The sequence below is a fragment of the Tahibacter soli genome (genome assembly GCF_025717065.2).
Classification (GTDB): Bacteria; Pseudomonadota; Gammaproteobacteria; order Xanthomonadales; family Rhodanobacteraceae; genus Tahibacter; species Tahibacter soli.
Genome location: NZ_JAOVZO020000020.1, coordinates 616,315 through 631,207, shown reverse-complemented (window position 1 = coordinate 631,207; position 14,893 = coordinate 616,315). Strand labels below are relative to the sequence as shown.

At 69.5% G+C, this 14,893-nt stretch carries 10 protein-coding genes; 3 read left to right on the top strand and 7 right to left on the bottom strand.

Going from position 1 to position 14,893, the window contains the following annotated elements; all coding sequences use genetic code 11:
- Positions 1–66: 66 nt before the first annotated feature.
- From nth to rsxC, 5 genes are all read right to left on the bottom strand, one after another.
- On the bottom strand, positions 67–702 hold the full coding sequence (nth, locus tag OD750_RS23785) for an endonuclease III (RefSeq protein ID WP_263545187.1): 636 nt from the start codon (positions 700–702) through the stop codon (positions 67–69).
- Positions 699–1,205 carry an Rnf-Nqr domain containing protein gene (locus OD750_RS23780; RefSeq protein ID WP_263545186.1) on the bottom strand — a complete coding sequence of 169 codons (507 nt, stop codon included), beginning with the start codon at positions 1,203–1,205 and terminating at the stop codon, positions 699–701. Before OD750_RS23780 ends, nth begins: the two co-directional genes overlap by 4 nt.
- A 9-nt stretch (positions 1,206–1,214) precedes the next feature.
- The gene (locus OD750_RS23775; RefSeq protein ID WP_263545185.1) at positions 1,215–1,808 is read right to left on the bottom strand and encodes an RnfABCDGE type electron transport complex subunit G; all 594 of its coding nucleotides are present in this window, start codon (positions 1,806–1,808) and stop codon (positions 1,215–1,217) included.
- Entirely contained in the window at positions 1,801–2,841 is a 1,041-nt protein-coding gene (locus OD750_RS23770) for an RnfABCDGE type electron transport complex subunit D (RefSeq protein WP_263545184.1), read from the bottom strand. The genes OD750_RS23775 and OD750_RS23770 overlap by 8 nt, the downstream gene beginning before the upstream one ends.
- A gap of 213 nt (positions 2,842–3,054) precedes the next feature.
- A complete protein-coding gene (gene rsxC, locus OD750_RS23765; RefSeq protein WP_263545183.1) occupies positions 3,055–4,617 on the bottom strand; it encodes an electron transport complex subunit RsxC in 1,563 nt (520 codons plus the stop codon).
- 145 nt (positions 4,618–4,762) lie between these two features.
- On the opposite strand from rsxC, the gene yajC reads away from it, so the two are divergent.
- The 3 genes from yajC to secF all read left to right on the top strand — a co-directional run bounded on the left by yajC (position 4,763) and on the right by secF (position 8,063).
- Complete coding sequence (gene yajC, locus OD750_RS23760) at positions 4,763–5,098, top strand: preprotein translocase subunit YajC (protein WP_263545182.1); 336 nt, start codon at positions 4,763–4,765, stop codon at positions 5,096–5,098.
- Positions 5,099–5,159: 61 nt separating this feature from the next.
- Positions 5,160–7,025: a protein translocase subunit SecD gene (gene secD / locus OD750_RS23755; RefSeq protein WP_263545181.1), complete on the top strand. Its 1,866-nt coding sequence runs from the start codon at positions 5,160–5,162 to the stop codon at positions 7,023–7,025.
- A 15-nt stretch (positions 7,026–7,040) separates the two neighbouring features.
- Entirely contained in the window at positions 7,041–8,063 is a 1,023-nt protein-coding gene (gene secF, locus OD750_RS23750) for a protein translocase subunit SecF (RefSeq protein ID WP_263545180.1), read from the top strand.
- A gap of 299 nt (positions 8,064–8,362) precedes the next feature.
- Here secF and OD750_RS23745 read toward each other — a convergent pair whose 3' ends face one another.
- A complete protein-coding gene (locus tag OD750_RS23745; protein ID WP_263545179.1) occupies positions 8,363–9,166 on the bottom strand; it encodes an inositol monophosphatase family protein in 804 nt (267 codons plus the stop codon).
- Between the two features lie 180 nt (positions 9,167–9,346).
- Complete coding sequence (locus OD750_RS23740) at positions 9,347–14,722, bottom strand: pre-peptidase C-terminal domain-containing protein (RefSeq protein WP_263545178.1); 5,376 nt, start codon at positions 14,720–14,722, stop codon at positions 9,347–9,349.
- Between the last annotated feature and the right edge of the window lie 171 nt (positions 14,723–14,893).

Below are 14,893 nucleotides of genomic sequence, written 5' to 3'. Positions count from 1 at the left end.
GACATCCGGTTCGGTCGACATCCCGCGTATCGACGAAGCAGGTTGCTCGCCGACGCCTGTCCGAGCTTAGCTCGGCGTCTTGTCCTTGTACTCGCACAAATCCCGAATCACACACTCCGGACACGCCGGTTTGCGCGCCTTGCACACGTAACGCCCGTGCAGGATCAGCCAGTGGTGCGCGTCGCGCTTGAATTCTTGCGGTGTGGTTTTTTCCAGTTTGTCTTCCACCGCGCGAACGGTTTTGCCCGGCGCAAGGCCCGTGCGGTTCGCGACGCGAAAGATATGCGTGTCGACCGCGATCGTCGCCTCGCCGAATGCGGTGTTCAGCACGACGTTCGCCGTCTTGCGCCCGACGCCCGGCAGCGCTTCGAGCGCTTCGCGCGTGCGCGGCACTTCGCCGTCGTACTGTTCGACGAGGATGCGGCTCGTCGCGACCACGTTCTTCGCCTTCGCGTTGTACAGCCCGATCGTCGAGATGTAGCGCTTGAGCCCTTCTTCGCCGAGATCGGCGATCGCCTGCGGCGTGTTCGCCACCGGGAACAGCTTCTTCGTCGCCTTGTTGACGCCGACGTCGGTCGCCTGCGCCGACAGCGTGACGGCGACGAGCAGCTCGAACGGCGTCGAGTAGTCGAGCTCCGTCGTCGGGTGCGGGTTGATCTCGCGCAGGCGGCTGAAGATTTCGGTGCGCTTCGCGGCGTTCATGCGGCGGCGGATTCTCGAGTGAGCGCCTGACGCGCGGCCAGGCCGAGCGCAAGCAGGATGAAGATGCCGGCCGGCGTCGCGGCGAGCGTCGCGAGCGCGGCCGGCAACGGCGCGTCGCGCAGCACGCCGACGACGAGTACGAGCAGTGCGACCAGCACCGGCCCTCGCCACGCGGCGAGCGGCGCGTCGCGGCACCGCGCGAGCCACGCGACGTTCGCGACGACGAGCGGCAGCGCCGCGGCGATCGGCCGGTACAGCGGATAGCGCCACGCCGCGAGCGCGAGCCCCGCGACGCCGACCGCGGTCGCGAGGACGAGCGCGAACGCCGGCATGCCGATCGCGCCGCGCGCGGCGACACGCGTTGCGGCGGCGAGCGCCATCGCGATCAACGACGCGACGACGACGGCGGCCGCAAGCCCCGCGGCACGGCCGGCGTCGGTCGCGACGGCGGCGAGCGGCAGGGCGCCGAGCAACAAGGCATGGTCGCGATGGATCTCGTTCATCGCGCGATTCTACTTTTCCGGCGCGGCGAACAACGCGTCGCGGTTCGCCGTGCAGTATTCGCGCGCCTTGCGCACGGCCGCGACGATCGCGCGGGGCGTGATCGTCGCGCCGGCGAACTGGTCGAAGTCGCCGTCGTCCTTCTTCACGGCCCAGCGCGCGTCGGCGCCGCGATCGCGAAAGCGCGCGAGCCACGCGCCGCCGTCGGTGGCGAACGCGTCGCCGAGTCCCGGCGTTTCGGCATGTTCCACAATGCGCACACCGGCGACGCCGCCGTCGTAGCGCACGCCGACGACGAGGCGTATCGGCCCGGCATAGCCCTGTGCGACCGCGTCGACGACGACCGCGCTCGGCTTGCCGCCGAGCCGGCCGCGCAGCACGTTCGCCGGCTCGCGCGTGCCGAACGCGTCGGGTTGCGTCACGGCCGTACGGTCGGCGAGCGGATCGTTGTCGTACGCGTCGGGCGGCAGCACGCTCGCGAGCAGCGCGAGCGCGTGGCGATGCGCTTCGCGCTCGATGCGCGCGTGCGTCGCCCAGGTCGCAATCGCGAGCAGCGCGGCGCAGGCGGGCAGCGCGACGGCGAGCGCGCGTACGCCGCTACGCATGGCGGCCGTGCCCGAACACGCGCGGTCGCGTGTAGCGATCGATCAGCGGCGCGGCGCAGTTCATGATCAGCACGGCGAACGCGACGCCGTCGGGATACGCGCCCCAGCGCCGGATCACGAGCGTCAGCACGCCGACGCCGGCACCGAACGCGAGCCGTCCGCGCGGCGTCGCGCAGCCGGTGACGGGGTCGGTCGCGATGAAGAACGCCGCGAGCACGAGGCCGCCGGAAAACACGTGCTGCAGCGGAAACGGATGACGGTCGGCGTCGGCGAGCCAGAACGGCACCGACAGTGCGACGACGCTGCCGATCACCGCGACCGGCACCTGCCAGTGGATCACGCGGCGCCACAGGAGGTAGAAGCCGCCGAGCGCGTACGCGTTGGCGATCCACTCCCAGCCCTTGCCGCCGAAATCGCCGAACGCGGGGTTCGCGCGAATCTCGCCGATCATGAGGTCTTTCGACGCGAGCGTGCGCACGATGTCGAGCGGCGTCGCCGAAGCGACCGTGTCCCACGCGAGCGGCGCGGGCAGGGCGCCGGTGAAGATCGCGTGCAGCGCGTCGAGGAACGCGACCGGCGCGACGTCGAGCGGCGCCGGCGCGAGCCAGCGCGTCATGTCGAGCGGAAACGCGACGAGCACGATCGCATAGCCGGCCATCGCCGGGTTGAACAAGTTGCGGCCGAGGCCGCCGTACGCGTGCTTGGCCAGCGCGATCGCGACGGTCATGCCGGCGAGCGCGATCCACCACGGACTCAGCGGAGGAATGCACAACGCAAAAAGTACCGCCGTGACCGGTGCCGAAAGGTCGCCGAGAAACGGCCGCAGCGGCGCGCCGCGCGCGCGCAGCATCGCCGCTTCGAGCGCGACGGCGAACCCGGTCGCGAGTGCGATCTGCACGAGGATCGCCGGGCCGAAGAAGAAGACGTGCAGGGCGACGCCGGGCACGAGCGCGATCAGCACGTCGAGCATCACCCGGCGCACGCTGGTCGGCGCGGGCCAGTGCGGGGCGGGGGCGGTGGCGAAGGTTTTCACAATGGGAATCCCTCTCCCCCAAGCTTGCTTGGGGGAGAGGGCTGGCCGCTCGTGCGCATCCTGCGCCCGCGGCATTGGCACATCCCTGTGCGGCAGGTGAGGGGCGGCGCTGCGCACTTCCTCGACCTCGATGCAGCGCAATGCGCCGCCCCCTCACCCCAACCCTCTCCCCCACAGGCTTGTGGGGGAGAGGGAGCACAAAGCTCCCGCTGCTCATTCCGTGTCGCCCTCCGGCGGCTTCCCTTGCGCCGCCTTCTTCGCCTTCGCGCGCGCGATCGCCGCGAGCACGTCGGACTTGCCCATCGTCTTCGGCGGTTCGGGTTCCGGCGCGGCTTCGGCCGCGGCCTTCGCGGCCTGTTCCTGCGCCAGCGCCTCGCGCCGCGCCGCCACGCGTTCGACGCGCTCGGCCGCCTCGCGTTCGAGCCGCGCGGTGCGCGCGTGGAAACGTTCGCGCGCGTGGTCGGCGCGCGCACGGTCGGCGCGCTGCTCGGCGAACGCGCGCTTGGCCTGCCGGTACGCGTCGACGAGCGGAATCTGCGACGGGCACACATACGCGCAGCAGCCGCATTCGATGCACGCGTCGAGCGACAGCGCGCGCACTTCGGTGTCGTCGCCCGCGCGAATCGCCGCGTACAGCTCCTGCGGCATCAACTGCGCCGGACATACGCGCGAACATTCGCCGCAGCGGATGCACGGAAGCTCCGGCGCCTGCGCGCGGATGTCGTCGGCGCCGAGCACGAGCACCGCGTTCGCGCCTTTGACGATCGGCACGGCGTCGTGCGGCAGCGCCGCGCCCATCATCGGCCCGCCGACGACGAGCCGTGCCGCATCGCCGGTGTAGCCGCCGGCCGCGCCGACGAGAAACCCGATCGGCGTGCCGAGCCGTGTTTCGACGTTGCGCGGCGCGCGCACGCCGGCGCCGGTGACCGAGACGATGCGCGACGTCAGCGCCTCGCCGTGCGCGACCGCGCGCCACGCCGCGTACGCCGTCGCCACGTTGTGGCACAGCACGCCGATGTCGCGCGGCAGGCCGCCGGCGGGTACTTCGCGGCCGGTGAGCACGCGGATCAGCTGGCGTTCGCCGCCTTCGGGATAGATCGTCGGCACGGGCACGATTTCTATCGGTTCGAGGCCGGATTCGCGCAGCGCCGTCGCAAGCGCGGCGCGGGCTTCGAGCATGCGTTCTTCGATCGCGACGACCACGCGCCCGGCGCCGACGATGCGTGCGAGCAGCGCCGCACCGTGCAGCACGTCGCCCGCGCGCTCGCGCATGAGGCCTTCGTCGCAGGCGATATGCGGCTCGCATTCGGCACCGTTGACGATCAGCGTCGCGACGGACGCGGCGAGCTTGGCGGGGCTCGGAAACGCGGCGCCGCCGAGGCCCACGATGCCGGCCTCGCGCACGCGCTCGCGCAACGCCGCGGGTTCGGCGTCGCGCCAGGCGAGCGGCGGCAGGCGGTTCCATGTGTCGCGGCCGTCCGGCTCGATGACGATGCACGGTCCGTCGCCGCCGGCGAGCGGCCGCGATTCGATGGCGCGCACGACGCCGGAACTCGACGCGTGCACCGGTGCACTAAGGCCGGCTGCGGCGCGTGCGACGGTGTCGCCGCGCAGCACGACCTGTCCGGGCACGACGCACGGTTCGGCCGCGAGGCCGGCGTGCTGCGCGAGCGGCAGCACGAGTTCGGGCGGCAGGGGGCAGGGAACGACGGCGGCGGCCGCGGCCGGTTTTTGCGGCGGCAGGCGCAGGCCGCCGTGGAATCGCGAAAGGGCCATGCGTCCATTGTAGCGGCGCGGCGCGGCGGCAATGCGCCCTTGCGATGCGCCCCGACCGGCCGCATGGCATAATCCCGGGCCTTTTTGCGGGTCCGGCACGTTCGACGACGACCGCAAGACCCTTTACAACCAGCGAGAGAACACCATGGACTTCTTCATTTCCAGCGCTTTTGCGCAGGCGGCGCCGGCGCAACCGGCTCCGGGCGGCGGCCTCATGAGCCTCCTGCCGATGCTCGCGATCTTCGCGATCTTCTACTTCATGCTGATCCGCCCGCAGATGAAGCGCGCCAAGGAGCAGCGCTCGATGATCGCCGCGCTCGTCAAGGGCGACGAAGTCGTCACCGCGGCGGGCATGCTCGGCCGCATCGAAGAAATCACCGATTCGTACGTCACGGTGGAAATTGCGCCGAATGTACAGATCAAGCTGCAGAAGCAGGCGATCACCGCCGTGCTGCCGAAAGGCACGTTGAAATCGGCGTAAACCGCGACGCGGAACGCAACGTCGCCGCGCGAGGGGCGCGGCCAATCCTGGGATTTACGGCATGAACGAGTTTCCCCGCTGGAAATACGCGCTGGTGGTGCTGGCGCTGCTGTTCGGATTTCTGTACGCGCTGCCCAATATGTATCCGAAGCAGCCCGCCGTGCAGATTTCGGCGAACCGCGGCTTCACCGTCGACGGCGCGCTGAAGGAAAAGGTCCAGGGCATCCTGGAGACGCAGAAGATCGCCTTCACCGCGGTCGAGCTCGAAGGCGACCGCCTGCTCGTGCGCGTGCCCGACCTCGAAACGCAGACCAAGGCGTCCGACGCGGTCAAGACCGGCATCGATTCGGCCGGCTACGTCGTCGCGCTGAACCTCGCGTCGACCGTGCCGGGCTGGCTCACGTCGATCGGCGCGCACGGCATGGCGTGGGGCCTGGATCTGCAGGGCGGCGTGCACTTCCTGATGGAAGTCGATCAGAAGAGCGTCGTCGACAAGCAGGAGCAGCACTACACCGACGAACTGCGCAGCCTCTTGCGCGAGAACAAGATCGGCAACAGCCGCGCCGAGCGCGGCGCTCAGGGCGTCGTCGTCACGCTGCGCTCGGCCGAAGACCGCACGAAGTTCGCCGGCATCGCGGGCAAGGCGTTCCCCGAGCTGATCATCACCGAGGGCGCCACGACCGGCGATGCGTTCGCGCTCGTCGCGAAGGTGCGTCCGGAGAAGCTCAAGGAGCTCGCGCTCAACACGATCCGCCAGAACGTCGGCACGCTGCGCAACCGCATCAACGCGCTCGGCGTCGCCGAACCGATCATCCAGCAGCAGGGCGACACGCGCATCGTCGTGGAGCTGCCGGGCCTGCAGGACACCGCAGCGGCGAAGAAGGTGCTCGGCGCGACCGCGACGCTCGAATATCGCGCGGTCGACATGACCAACGACCCGGCCACCGCCGAACGCACCGGCAACATCCCGCCCGACTCGCGCCTGTACCGCATGCGCGAAGACGGCCGCCCCGTGCTGCTCAAGAAGAAAGTGATCGTCAGCGGCGACGAGCTCGTCGACGCGTCGGCGCAGCCCGACCAGCGCACCGGCACGCCGGCCGTGCACGTCACGCTGAACGCGAACGGCGGCAAGAAGATGCTCGACTTCACGATGAACAACGTCGGCAAGAACATGGCCGTCGTCTACATCGAGCGCATTCCGGAAGTGAAGATCGTCGACGGCAAGGAAGTGCGCACGGCCACCGTCAAGGAGGAAGTGGTCTCCAACGCGGTGATCCAGGGCGTGTTCTCCAAGCAGTTCCAGACCACGGGCCTCGGCAGCATGAAGGAGGCGTCGGAAACCGCGCTGTTCCTGCGTGCCGGTTCGCTCGCCGCGCCCGTCGACATCGTCGAGGAACGCGTGATCGGTCCGAGCCTCGGCCAGGACAACATCGCCAAGGGCCTGTTGTCGGTCGTCATCGGCGTGACGCTGGTCGTATTGTTCGTCGGCCTGTACTACAAGCTGTTCGGCCTGATCGCCGACGTCGCGCTGCTGCTCAACCTCGTGCTGCTCGTGGCGATCCTGTCGCTGGTGCAGGCGACGCTCACCCTGCCGGCGATCGCGGGCATCGTGCTCACGCTCGGCATGGCGATCGACGCGAACGTGCTGATCTGCGAACGCATCCGCGAAGAATCGCGCAACGGCTCCACGCCGATGGCGAGTATCAAGGGCGGCTATGAAAAGGCGTGGGCGACGATTCTCGACGCGAACGTCACGCACCTCATTGCCGCGTTCGGCCTGATGGCGTTCGGCTCGGGCCCGATCCGCGGCTTCGCCATCACGCTCGCCATCGGCATCATCACGTCGATGTTCACGTCGGTCACCGTCACTCACGTTCTGGTCGGCCTGATCTTCGGCGGCCGCCGCGTGAAGACGTTGTCGGTCTGACGGGAGAAAGGGAACATGGAACTTTTCAAGGCCAATACCAACATCGACTTCATGGCGGTGCGCAAGCCCGCCCTGGCGATTTCGCTGATCCTCATGGTGCTGTCCGTGGCGATCATCTTCGTGCGCGGTCTCGACTACGGTCTCGACTTCCAGGGCGGCGCGATGATCGAGGTCGCGTACGAGACGCCGGCCGACGACTCCGCCGTGCGCGCTTCGCTCGAAAAGGGCGGCTTCCACCAGGCCGTCGTGCAGTCGCTCGGCAGCTCGCGCGAATACGCGATCCGCATCAAGCCGCAGCAGGGCGAAGCGCAGGCGGCCGCCATGCCGCCGGCCGATGCGAAGCCGGCCGACGACAAGGCCGCGGCCGAAGCCGCGCCGCCGGCCGATCACGCGGCGAACAACAAGATCGCCGACGAAGTGCTGAAGGCGCTCAAGGCCGATCGCGCCGACGTCGTCGTCAAGCGCAGCGAATTCGTCGGCCCGCAGGTCGGCGAGGAACTGCGCAGCGACGGTCTCGTCGCGGTGCTGTTCGTCATCATCGGCATCATGGTGTACCTGTGGATGCGCTTCGAATGGCGCTTCGCGGTGTCGGCGGTCGCGAGCGAAATCCACGACACGCTGCTCACCGTGGGCGTCTTCGCGCTGACCGGCCGCGAGTTCGACCTGCCGGCGCTCGCCGCGGTGCTGTCGGTGGTCGGCTACTCGATCAACGACAAGGTCGTCGTGTTCGACCGCGTGCGCGAAATCTTCCGCAGCTCGCGCAAGGGCGAGCCGTACGAGATCCTCAACCGTTCGATCAACTCGACGATGTCGCGCACGATCATGACGGGCCTGACGACGTCGCTCGCGGTCGGCACGCTGTTCTTCGTCGGCGGTCCGGCGCTCGAAAACTTCGGCCTGATCATGCTGATCGGCATCTTCATCGGCACGCTGTCGTCGATCTTCTTCGCCAACCCGATCCTCCTGTGGCTCGGCGTGTCGAAGCAGGATCTGATGCCGCAGACGAAGGAAGATCCGGAGCTGGCGCGGATGCCGTAAGGCGTCGCGTCGAAGCCGCAAAAACAAAACGGCCCGGGAAACCGGGCCGTTTTTTTGGCTTGAACCCTCTCCCCCAAGCTTGCTTGGGGGAGAGGGCAGGGTGGCCGCTCCTGTGCATCCTGCACTCGCGGCATTAGTACATCCATGTACGTCAAGGGGGCGACGTCTAGTACTTCTTCAAGCTCGACGAAGTGCGAAGCGCCGCCCCCTCACCCCAACCCTCTCCCCCACAAGCGTGTGGGGGAGAGGGAGTCGTACGTCCGATCGCCGTGCGGCGTTCGAAGCGAACGCGTCGCACCTCACCCCGCCAGCAACACCGGCGTCAGCGCCGGCGCCATCGTCTCGACCATGCCGAAAGCGACCTTGTGGCTGCCCGCGACGAGGTTGCCCGATTCGGGCAGGCCTTCGCGGCCGGCGAAATCGCAGTAGCGGCCGCCGGCTTCGCGCACGAGCAGGCAGCCCGCCGCCATGTCCCACGGCTTCAGGCCGGTTTCGTAGTAGCCGTCGAGACGGCCGCAGGCGACGTAGGCCAGATCGAGCGCTGCCGAACCGGTGCGCCGGATGTCCTCGGCGCTGCCGAGCAGCAGCTTCGTCGCTTCGAGCTGCGCGTCGAGATGGCGGCGCTGGCGATAGGGGAAACCCGTCGCGAGCAGCGCGCCGGGCAGGCCTTCGCGCTGGCTCACGCGGATGCGGCGGTCGTTGAGGAACGCGCCGTCGCCCTTGCTCGCGGTGAAGGTTTCGTCGCGCAGCGGATCGAAGATCACGCCGTACACCGGCTCGCCGTCTTCGAGCATCGCGATCGACACGCAGAAATGCGGAAAGCCGCGCAGGAAGTTGTGCGTGCCGTCGAGCGGGTCGATCACCCACTGCTGGCGCGCCCTGCCGTGCTCGCCCGATTCCTCGGCGAGAAACGAGTGGCGCGGATACGCGCGCTTGAGCTCGCGCATGATCAGCGCCTCGGCCGCGCGGTCGACTTCGCTGGCGAAGTCCATGCGCTCTTTTTCCATCACGACCAGGCCTTCCACGCGATTGAGGTTGCGCAGGATCAGGGTTCCGGCTGCGCGCGCGGCGCGCACCGCGACGTTGACGGCGGGTCTGGGCATGAAGGCTCCGGGAAGGCGGCTTGGAAAGAGCGTCGCCGGCGTCTGGGCCGGCGCGAGGGCGCGAAGGGTACCAGAACCGAGGTTCTGCGCCAAAAAGCCGGCAAAAAAAAGCCCGGCATCAATGCCGGGCCCCGAGGATGAGCGCCGCCGCGTACATTGCGCGGCGGCGCTTCTTGCGTTCTAACCGTACCGCCGGCGGCGCGCGCCGGCAAATGCCAGGCCGATCGCGAGCAGCGCAAGGCCGAACGGCGTCAGGCCCGGCACCGGCACGATCTGCACCGGGCCGCCGACGACGAAGTCGGTCGAGTCCGCCGGGCCGCCGACGCCCGGATCGTCGGTCGTCACCGTCGCGTTGTTGGTGCCGTTCGCGTCGTTGTCGAAGAAGATCTGACCCTGGTTGCTGACGGTGCCGGTCGCGCCGGCGTTGATCGTCGCCGTGATCGCGATCGTGACCGTGCCGGCCGGCGCGATCGTGCCGTTCCACGTCACCGTGTTCGTGCCGACGTTCGCCACGGCCGTGCCGCTCGTCGCGGTCGCCGATACGAGCGTCAGCTGCGAGGGCAGCACGTCGCTGAACTCGTCGCCCGGATTGTCGGCCTGCGCGCCGAGGCCGGCGTTCGTGAGCACGATCGTGTAGGTCACGGTGCCGCCGGCGACGAACGCGCCGGCCGCCGTCTTCGTGCCGGACACGCTCGCGGACGGACCCGCGCTGACGGTCGTCGTGTCGGTCGCGCTGTTGTTGGCCGGATTCGGATCGCTCGCGCCGACCGGCACCGCCGCGGTCGCGGTGTTCGTGATCACCGTGCCCGTCGGGACGGCCGCGCCGACCGGGCAGGTCGCCGTGAACGTCGCCATCGCGCTGACCGGAAGATCGACGCTCGCCGCGATCGCGCCGCTGCCGCCCGGCGGGCAGGTGCCGCCGCCGGTAGCCGTGCAGGTCCAGGTCGGCGCCGTGCATTCGGCCGGGAACGTATCGGTGACCGTCGCCCCGGTGATCGCGCTCGGACCGAGGTTGCCGACCGTGATCGTGTAGGTCGAACTCGTCCCGGCCACGACGGCGGTGAGACCGTCGGTCTTGGTGACGACGAGGTCGGCCGCCGCACCGAGCGCGAACGACGTCGGATCGCCCGCGACGCCCGTGCCCGGATCGTCGGTGACGCCGTTCGACTCGTTCGTGCCGTTGTTGTCCGCGTCGTAGGCGATCGTGCCCTGGTTGCTGATCGTGCCGGTCGCGCTTGCGTTCACGGTTGCCGTGATCGTGATCGTCACGCTGCCGCCGGCCGGAACCGGGCCGTTCCAGGTGACCGTGTTCGTCGCGACGCTCGCCACGGCCGTGCCGCTCGTCGCGTTCGCCGACACGAGCGTCAGCGACGCCGGGAGCACGTCCGAGAATTCGTTGCCCGGGTTGTCGCCCTGCGCGGCGCCGCCGGCGTTGTTCAACACGATCGTGTACGTCACCGTGCCGTTCGGCAGGAACGTGCCGGATACCGTCTTCGTACCCGTGACGGCCGCCGGCACGACGATCGTGTCGGTGTCGGTCGCGCTGTTGTTGCCCGGCGTCGGATCGATCGCGCCGGCCGGTACGGCAACGGTCGCGGTATTCGAGAGCGTGCCCGTCGCCGAGCCGTTGATCGCGCACACGGCAGTATACGTGACGGCCGCGCCGAACGGCAGGTTCACCGTGTCGGCGATGTTGCCCGAGCCGCTGCCCGTGCAGGTGCCGCCGTCGCTGCCCGCGCAGGTCCACGTGCAGGTGAGGCTGGCCGGGAACGTGTCGGCAACGGTCGCACCGGTAATCGAATTCGGGCCGGTGTTGGTCGCGACGATCGTGTACGTCGTCGAACCGCCCGCGGTCACGCTCGTCACGCCGTCGGTCTTGGTGATCGACAGGTCGGCCGTCGGCGTGATGCCGAAGGTCGTCGGGTCGTTCGCGGCGCCGGTGCCCGGATCGTCGGTCGTCGCGGTCGCGTCGTTCGTGCCGTCGCCGTTCGAGTCGTAGCTGATCGTGCCTTGATTCGAGACGCTGCCGCTCGCGCCGGCGTTGATGGTCGCCGTGATCGTTATCGTCACGCTGCCGCCCGAAGGAATCGTGCCGTTCCACGTCGCGGTGTTGCCGGCGGTGCTCGCGGTGCCGCTCGTCGCGGTCGCCGATACGAGCGTCAACTGCGCCGGCAGCACGTCGGTGAACTCGTTGCCGGGGTTGTCGGCCTGTGCGCCGCCCGTATTGCTGAGCGTCACCGTATAAGTGACCGTGCCGCCCGACGAGAACGTGCCGGACACCGTCTTCGTGCCCGAGACCGCGGCCGGCACGAGGATCGTGTCGGTGTCGGTCGCGCTGTTGTTCGCCGGATTCGGATCGGTGACGCCGCCCGGCGCCGCGACCGTCGCGGTGTTCGACAGCGAGCCCGTCGCCCCCGCACTGACGGTGCACGACGCGGTATAGGTGGCGCTGCCGCCGGCCGGCAGGTTCGCCGTGCTGTTGATGTTGCCGCTGCCGGATGCCGTGCAGGTGCCGCCGCCGGCGCCCACGCACGTCCACGTGCACGTGAGCGACGCCGGGAACGTATCGGCGACCGTTGCGCCGGTCGCGTTGCTCGGTCCCGCGTTCGCCGCGGTGATCGTGTACGTCGTCGAGCCGCCCGCCGTCACGCTCGCGACGCCGTCGGTCTTGGTGATCGACAGGTCGGCCTGCGGCGTCAGCGTGTCGGTGTCGGTCGCGCTGTTGTTGCCCGGCGTCGGATCGGTGACGCCGGCCGGCGCCGCGACGGTCGCGGTGTTGGAGAGCGTGCCGCTCGCGGCCGCGCTGACGGCGCAGGTCGCAGTGTAGGTGACGCTGCCGCCCGCCGGCAGATTCGCCGTGTCGCTGATATTGCCGCTGCCCGCGGCCGTGCACGTGCCGCCGCCGGCGCCGACGCACGTCCACGTGCACGTGAGCGACGCCGGGAACGTATCGGCGATCGTCGAACCCGGCGCGTTGCTCAGGCCGGCGTTCGACGCGGTGATCGTGTACGTCACGCTGCCGCCGGGCGTCGCGGTCGTCACGCCGTCGGTCTTCGTGATCGCGAGGTCGGCGTTCGGCGTCAGCGTGTCGGTATCGGTCGCCGAGTTGTTCGCCGGATTCGGATCGCTGATCGTAGACGACACCGTCGCGGTGTTCGACAGCGTGCCGGTCGCGCTCGCGTTGACGGCGCAGGTGGCCGTATACGTGACGCTGCCGCCGACCGGCAGGTTCGTCGCGTCGCTGATGTTGCCCGAGCCCGCCGCCGTGCACGTGCCGCCGCCCGCGCCGACGCACGTCCAGGTGCAGGTTTCGACGGCCGGGAACGTATCGGCGACGGTCGCGCCGGTCACGGGATCGGGGCCGGCGTTCGACGCGGTGATCGTGTAGGTCGCACTGCCGCCCGGCGTCACGGTCGTCACGCCGTCGGTCTTGGTGATCGAGAGGTCGGCGACGAGCGCGCGGCACGCGGTGACGGTGACGTCGTCGATGGCGGCTCCGCCGTAGTTGACCGTCCCGTTCGAGTCGAGATGGAACACGAGTTCCGAGTTCAGGCCCGCGAGCGCGTCGGCGCGCGCGCTGACGCGGCCCCAACCGGCGCTGGCGCCGATGTTCACGGCCGGGTTGCCCACCGCGTCGATCATCGTGCCGTCGAGCCACTCGAACATGCGCACGGGCGTCGCGCCGCCGACCTGGCGGAAGTCGACGCTGTAGTGGTCGTTCGACGCGGTCTCCATCTGGTAGCGCTGCGACCAGCTCACGACCACCGGCGCGGACAACCCGGCGAGATTGATCGCGGGCGAGACGAGATCCTGCGAACTCGTCGCGTCGTAGGTGTTGTCGAGATCGGTCTTCCAGCAGTTCACGCCGCTCGCGCAGGTGTTGAACGCCGCGACCGGCGTCGCCGTCGTCGTCGCGACGGTCGCCGGCAGGCCGAGCTCCCATTCGTCGGCCGTGCCGCTGTGCGTGAAGCCCGCGGCGCCGGATTCGAAATCGGTCGAGTACACGGTCTGCGGGCCGAAACCCGGCGGGCAGGCCGGCGGCGGCGGCGCCTCGCAGATGCGCAGGCTCCACGACGTCAGCGTGCCGCCGTTGGCGCCGGCGACGTCGTCGCGCAGGTCGAGCGTCCACGTGCCGCCGGCGTTTTCGCCGTCGAGCCAGGAGAGGCGGTAGGGCGATTCGGGCTTGAGCCGCGTGCCCTTGAATGCGGTGAACGTCGGCGTTATCGCCGCTTCGTCGTCGTAGACGACATCCATCTGCTGCTGACCGCCCGTCGCCGCGGCGCCGATGTCGGTGAACAGGCCGATGTCGTTGCCGGCCGGCGAACGCAGGTGCGCGTCGATGTCCTGCATCAGCGCGTGGTTGAGCACGATGTCGACGTCGACATCCGAAATGACCGGATTGCCGGGCACCGTGATCACCGAGCTGACGAGGCCGGTGCCCGGCCCGATCGTCTTCGGCACGTCGGTGCTGGTGTAGGTCGTGCAGGTCGGTTCCGGCGTCGGCGGCGGGGCCACGCTGACGCTGAGCGTATACGTCGCCGTCGGACCGCCGACCGCGGCGGAAGCGGAGTCGACGAACGCGAAATACGTGCCGCTCGTCTTGACCGTCATGAACATCGCTTCGGACAGCGGGTTCGTCGCCGAACCGGTCGAGGCGTCGTTGACCACGAGAATCTGGTTGCCCGCGTCGCCGAACAAGGCGATGCCGAGGCGGCCGTCCCATTGCACGTTGTCGCGCTCGGGGTCGACGTCGAGGCTGAGGAACACCGTGTCGCCGGCATTCGCCGTGAAGCTGTACCAGTCCTGCTCGGTCGCCGCGGCCGGATTGCGCGTGCCGCTGACCCAGCCGTTCGCCGGCAGCGGATTGGCGGTCGCCGGCGTGTCGTTGGCCTCGACTTCGGGCGTCGGCGCGCCCGACTGCAGGCGCGCATGCAGGAAATACGGACGTATCGTGTTGGTGTCGTCGAACTGCTTGACCTGCAGGTAGTACGTGCCTGCGGTCGGCAGCGTCGCGTTGGCGATGGACGGCGCCAGCGTGCCGAACGAGCCGTCGTCGTCGTCGAACTCGATCAGCGTCGTGCCGTCGGACGCGAACACCCGCAGTTGCGCGTCCGTGCTGGTGCTCGCCGTGGCGCTGGTCATCGCGGCGGCGTAGATGCGGTCGCCGGCCTGCGCGGTGAAGCTGTACCAGTCGACGTCGGCGACCGGGAAGACGTTGCCCTGGATCTGCACGTAGCCGCCGGCGTTGAACGTCAGCGGCGTCGCGGTGGCTGGGACTCCGTTCGGCTCGACTTCGGCCGGAAACTCGCGCGAGAACACGTTCGGCGCGCTCGATCGCGGATTGGCGGCCGGGCGCGGCTGCGGCGTCGGCTTGACGCCGCCCGAGGTTTCGCCGGCCGCGGCGACGAGCGGCGACAGCTCCAGATCGGCCGGGCCGGGCAGCGACGGCGCGGGCGCCTGCGCCTGCACGGTGGCGCCGAGACTGCCGGCGACGGCGACGACGAGCATGACGCAGAACGTCAGGCCGCCGCGAAGAATGCGGTTCCTGGTGAGCACGTAGTTTTCCCCTTGGTCCGGCCGCGCCGCGCCGCGCCGCCGATGCCTCTGTTCGATCGAATCGCGACAGCCCCCTGTGGCTCTCGTGCGCGTGTGGAAAATACGCCACCGTTTGGTCGAGTGCCACCGTTATTTCCCCCAGGCCTCGCGCGTACTAGCGCAAATCGGCAT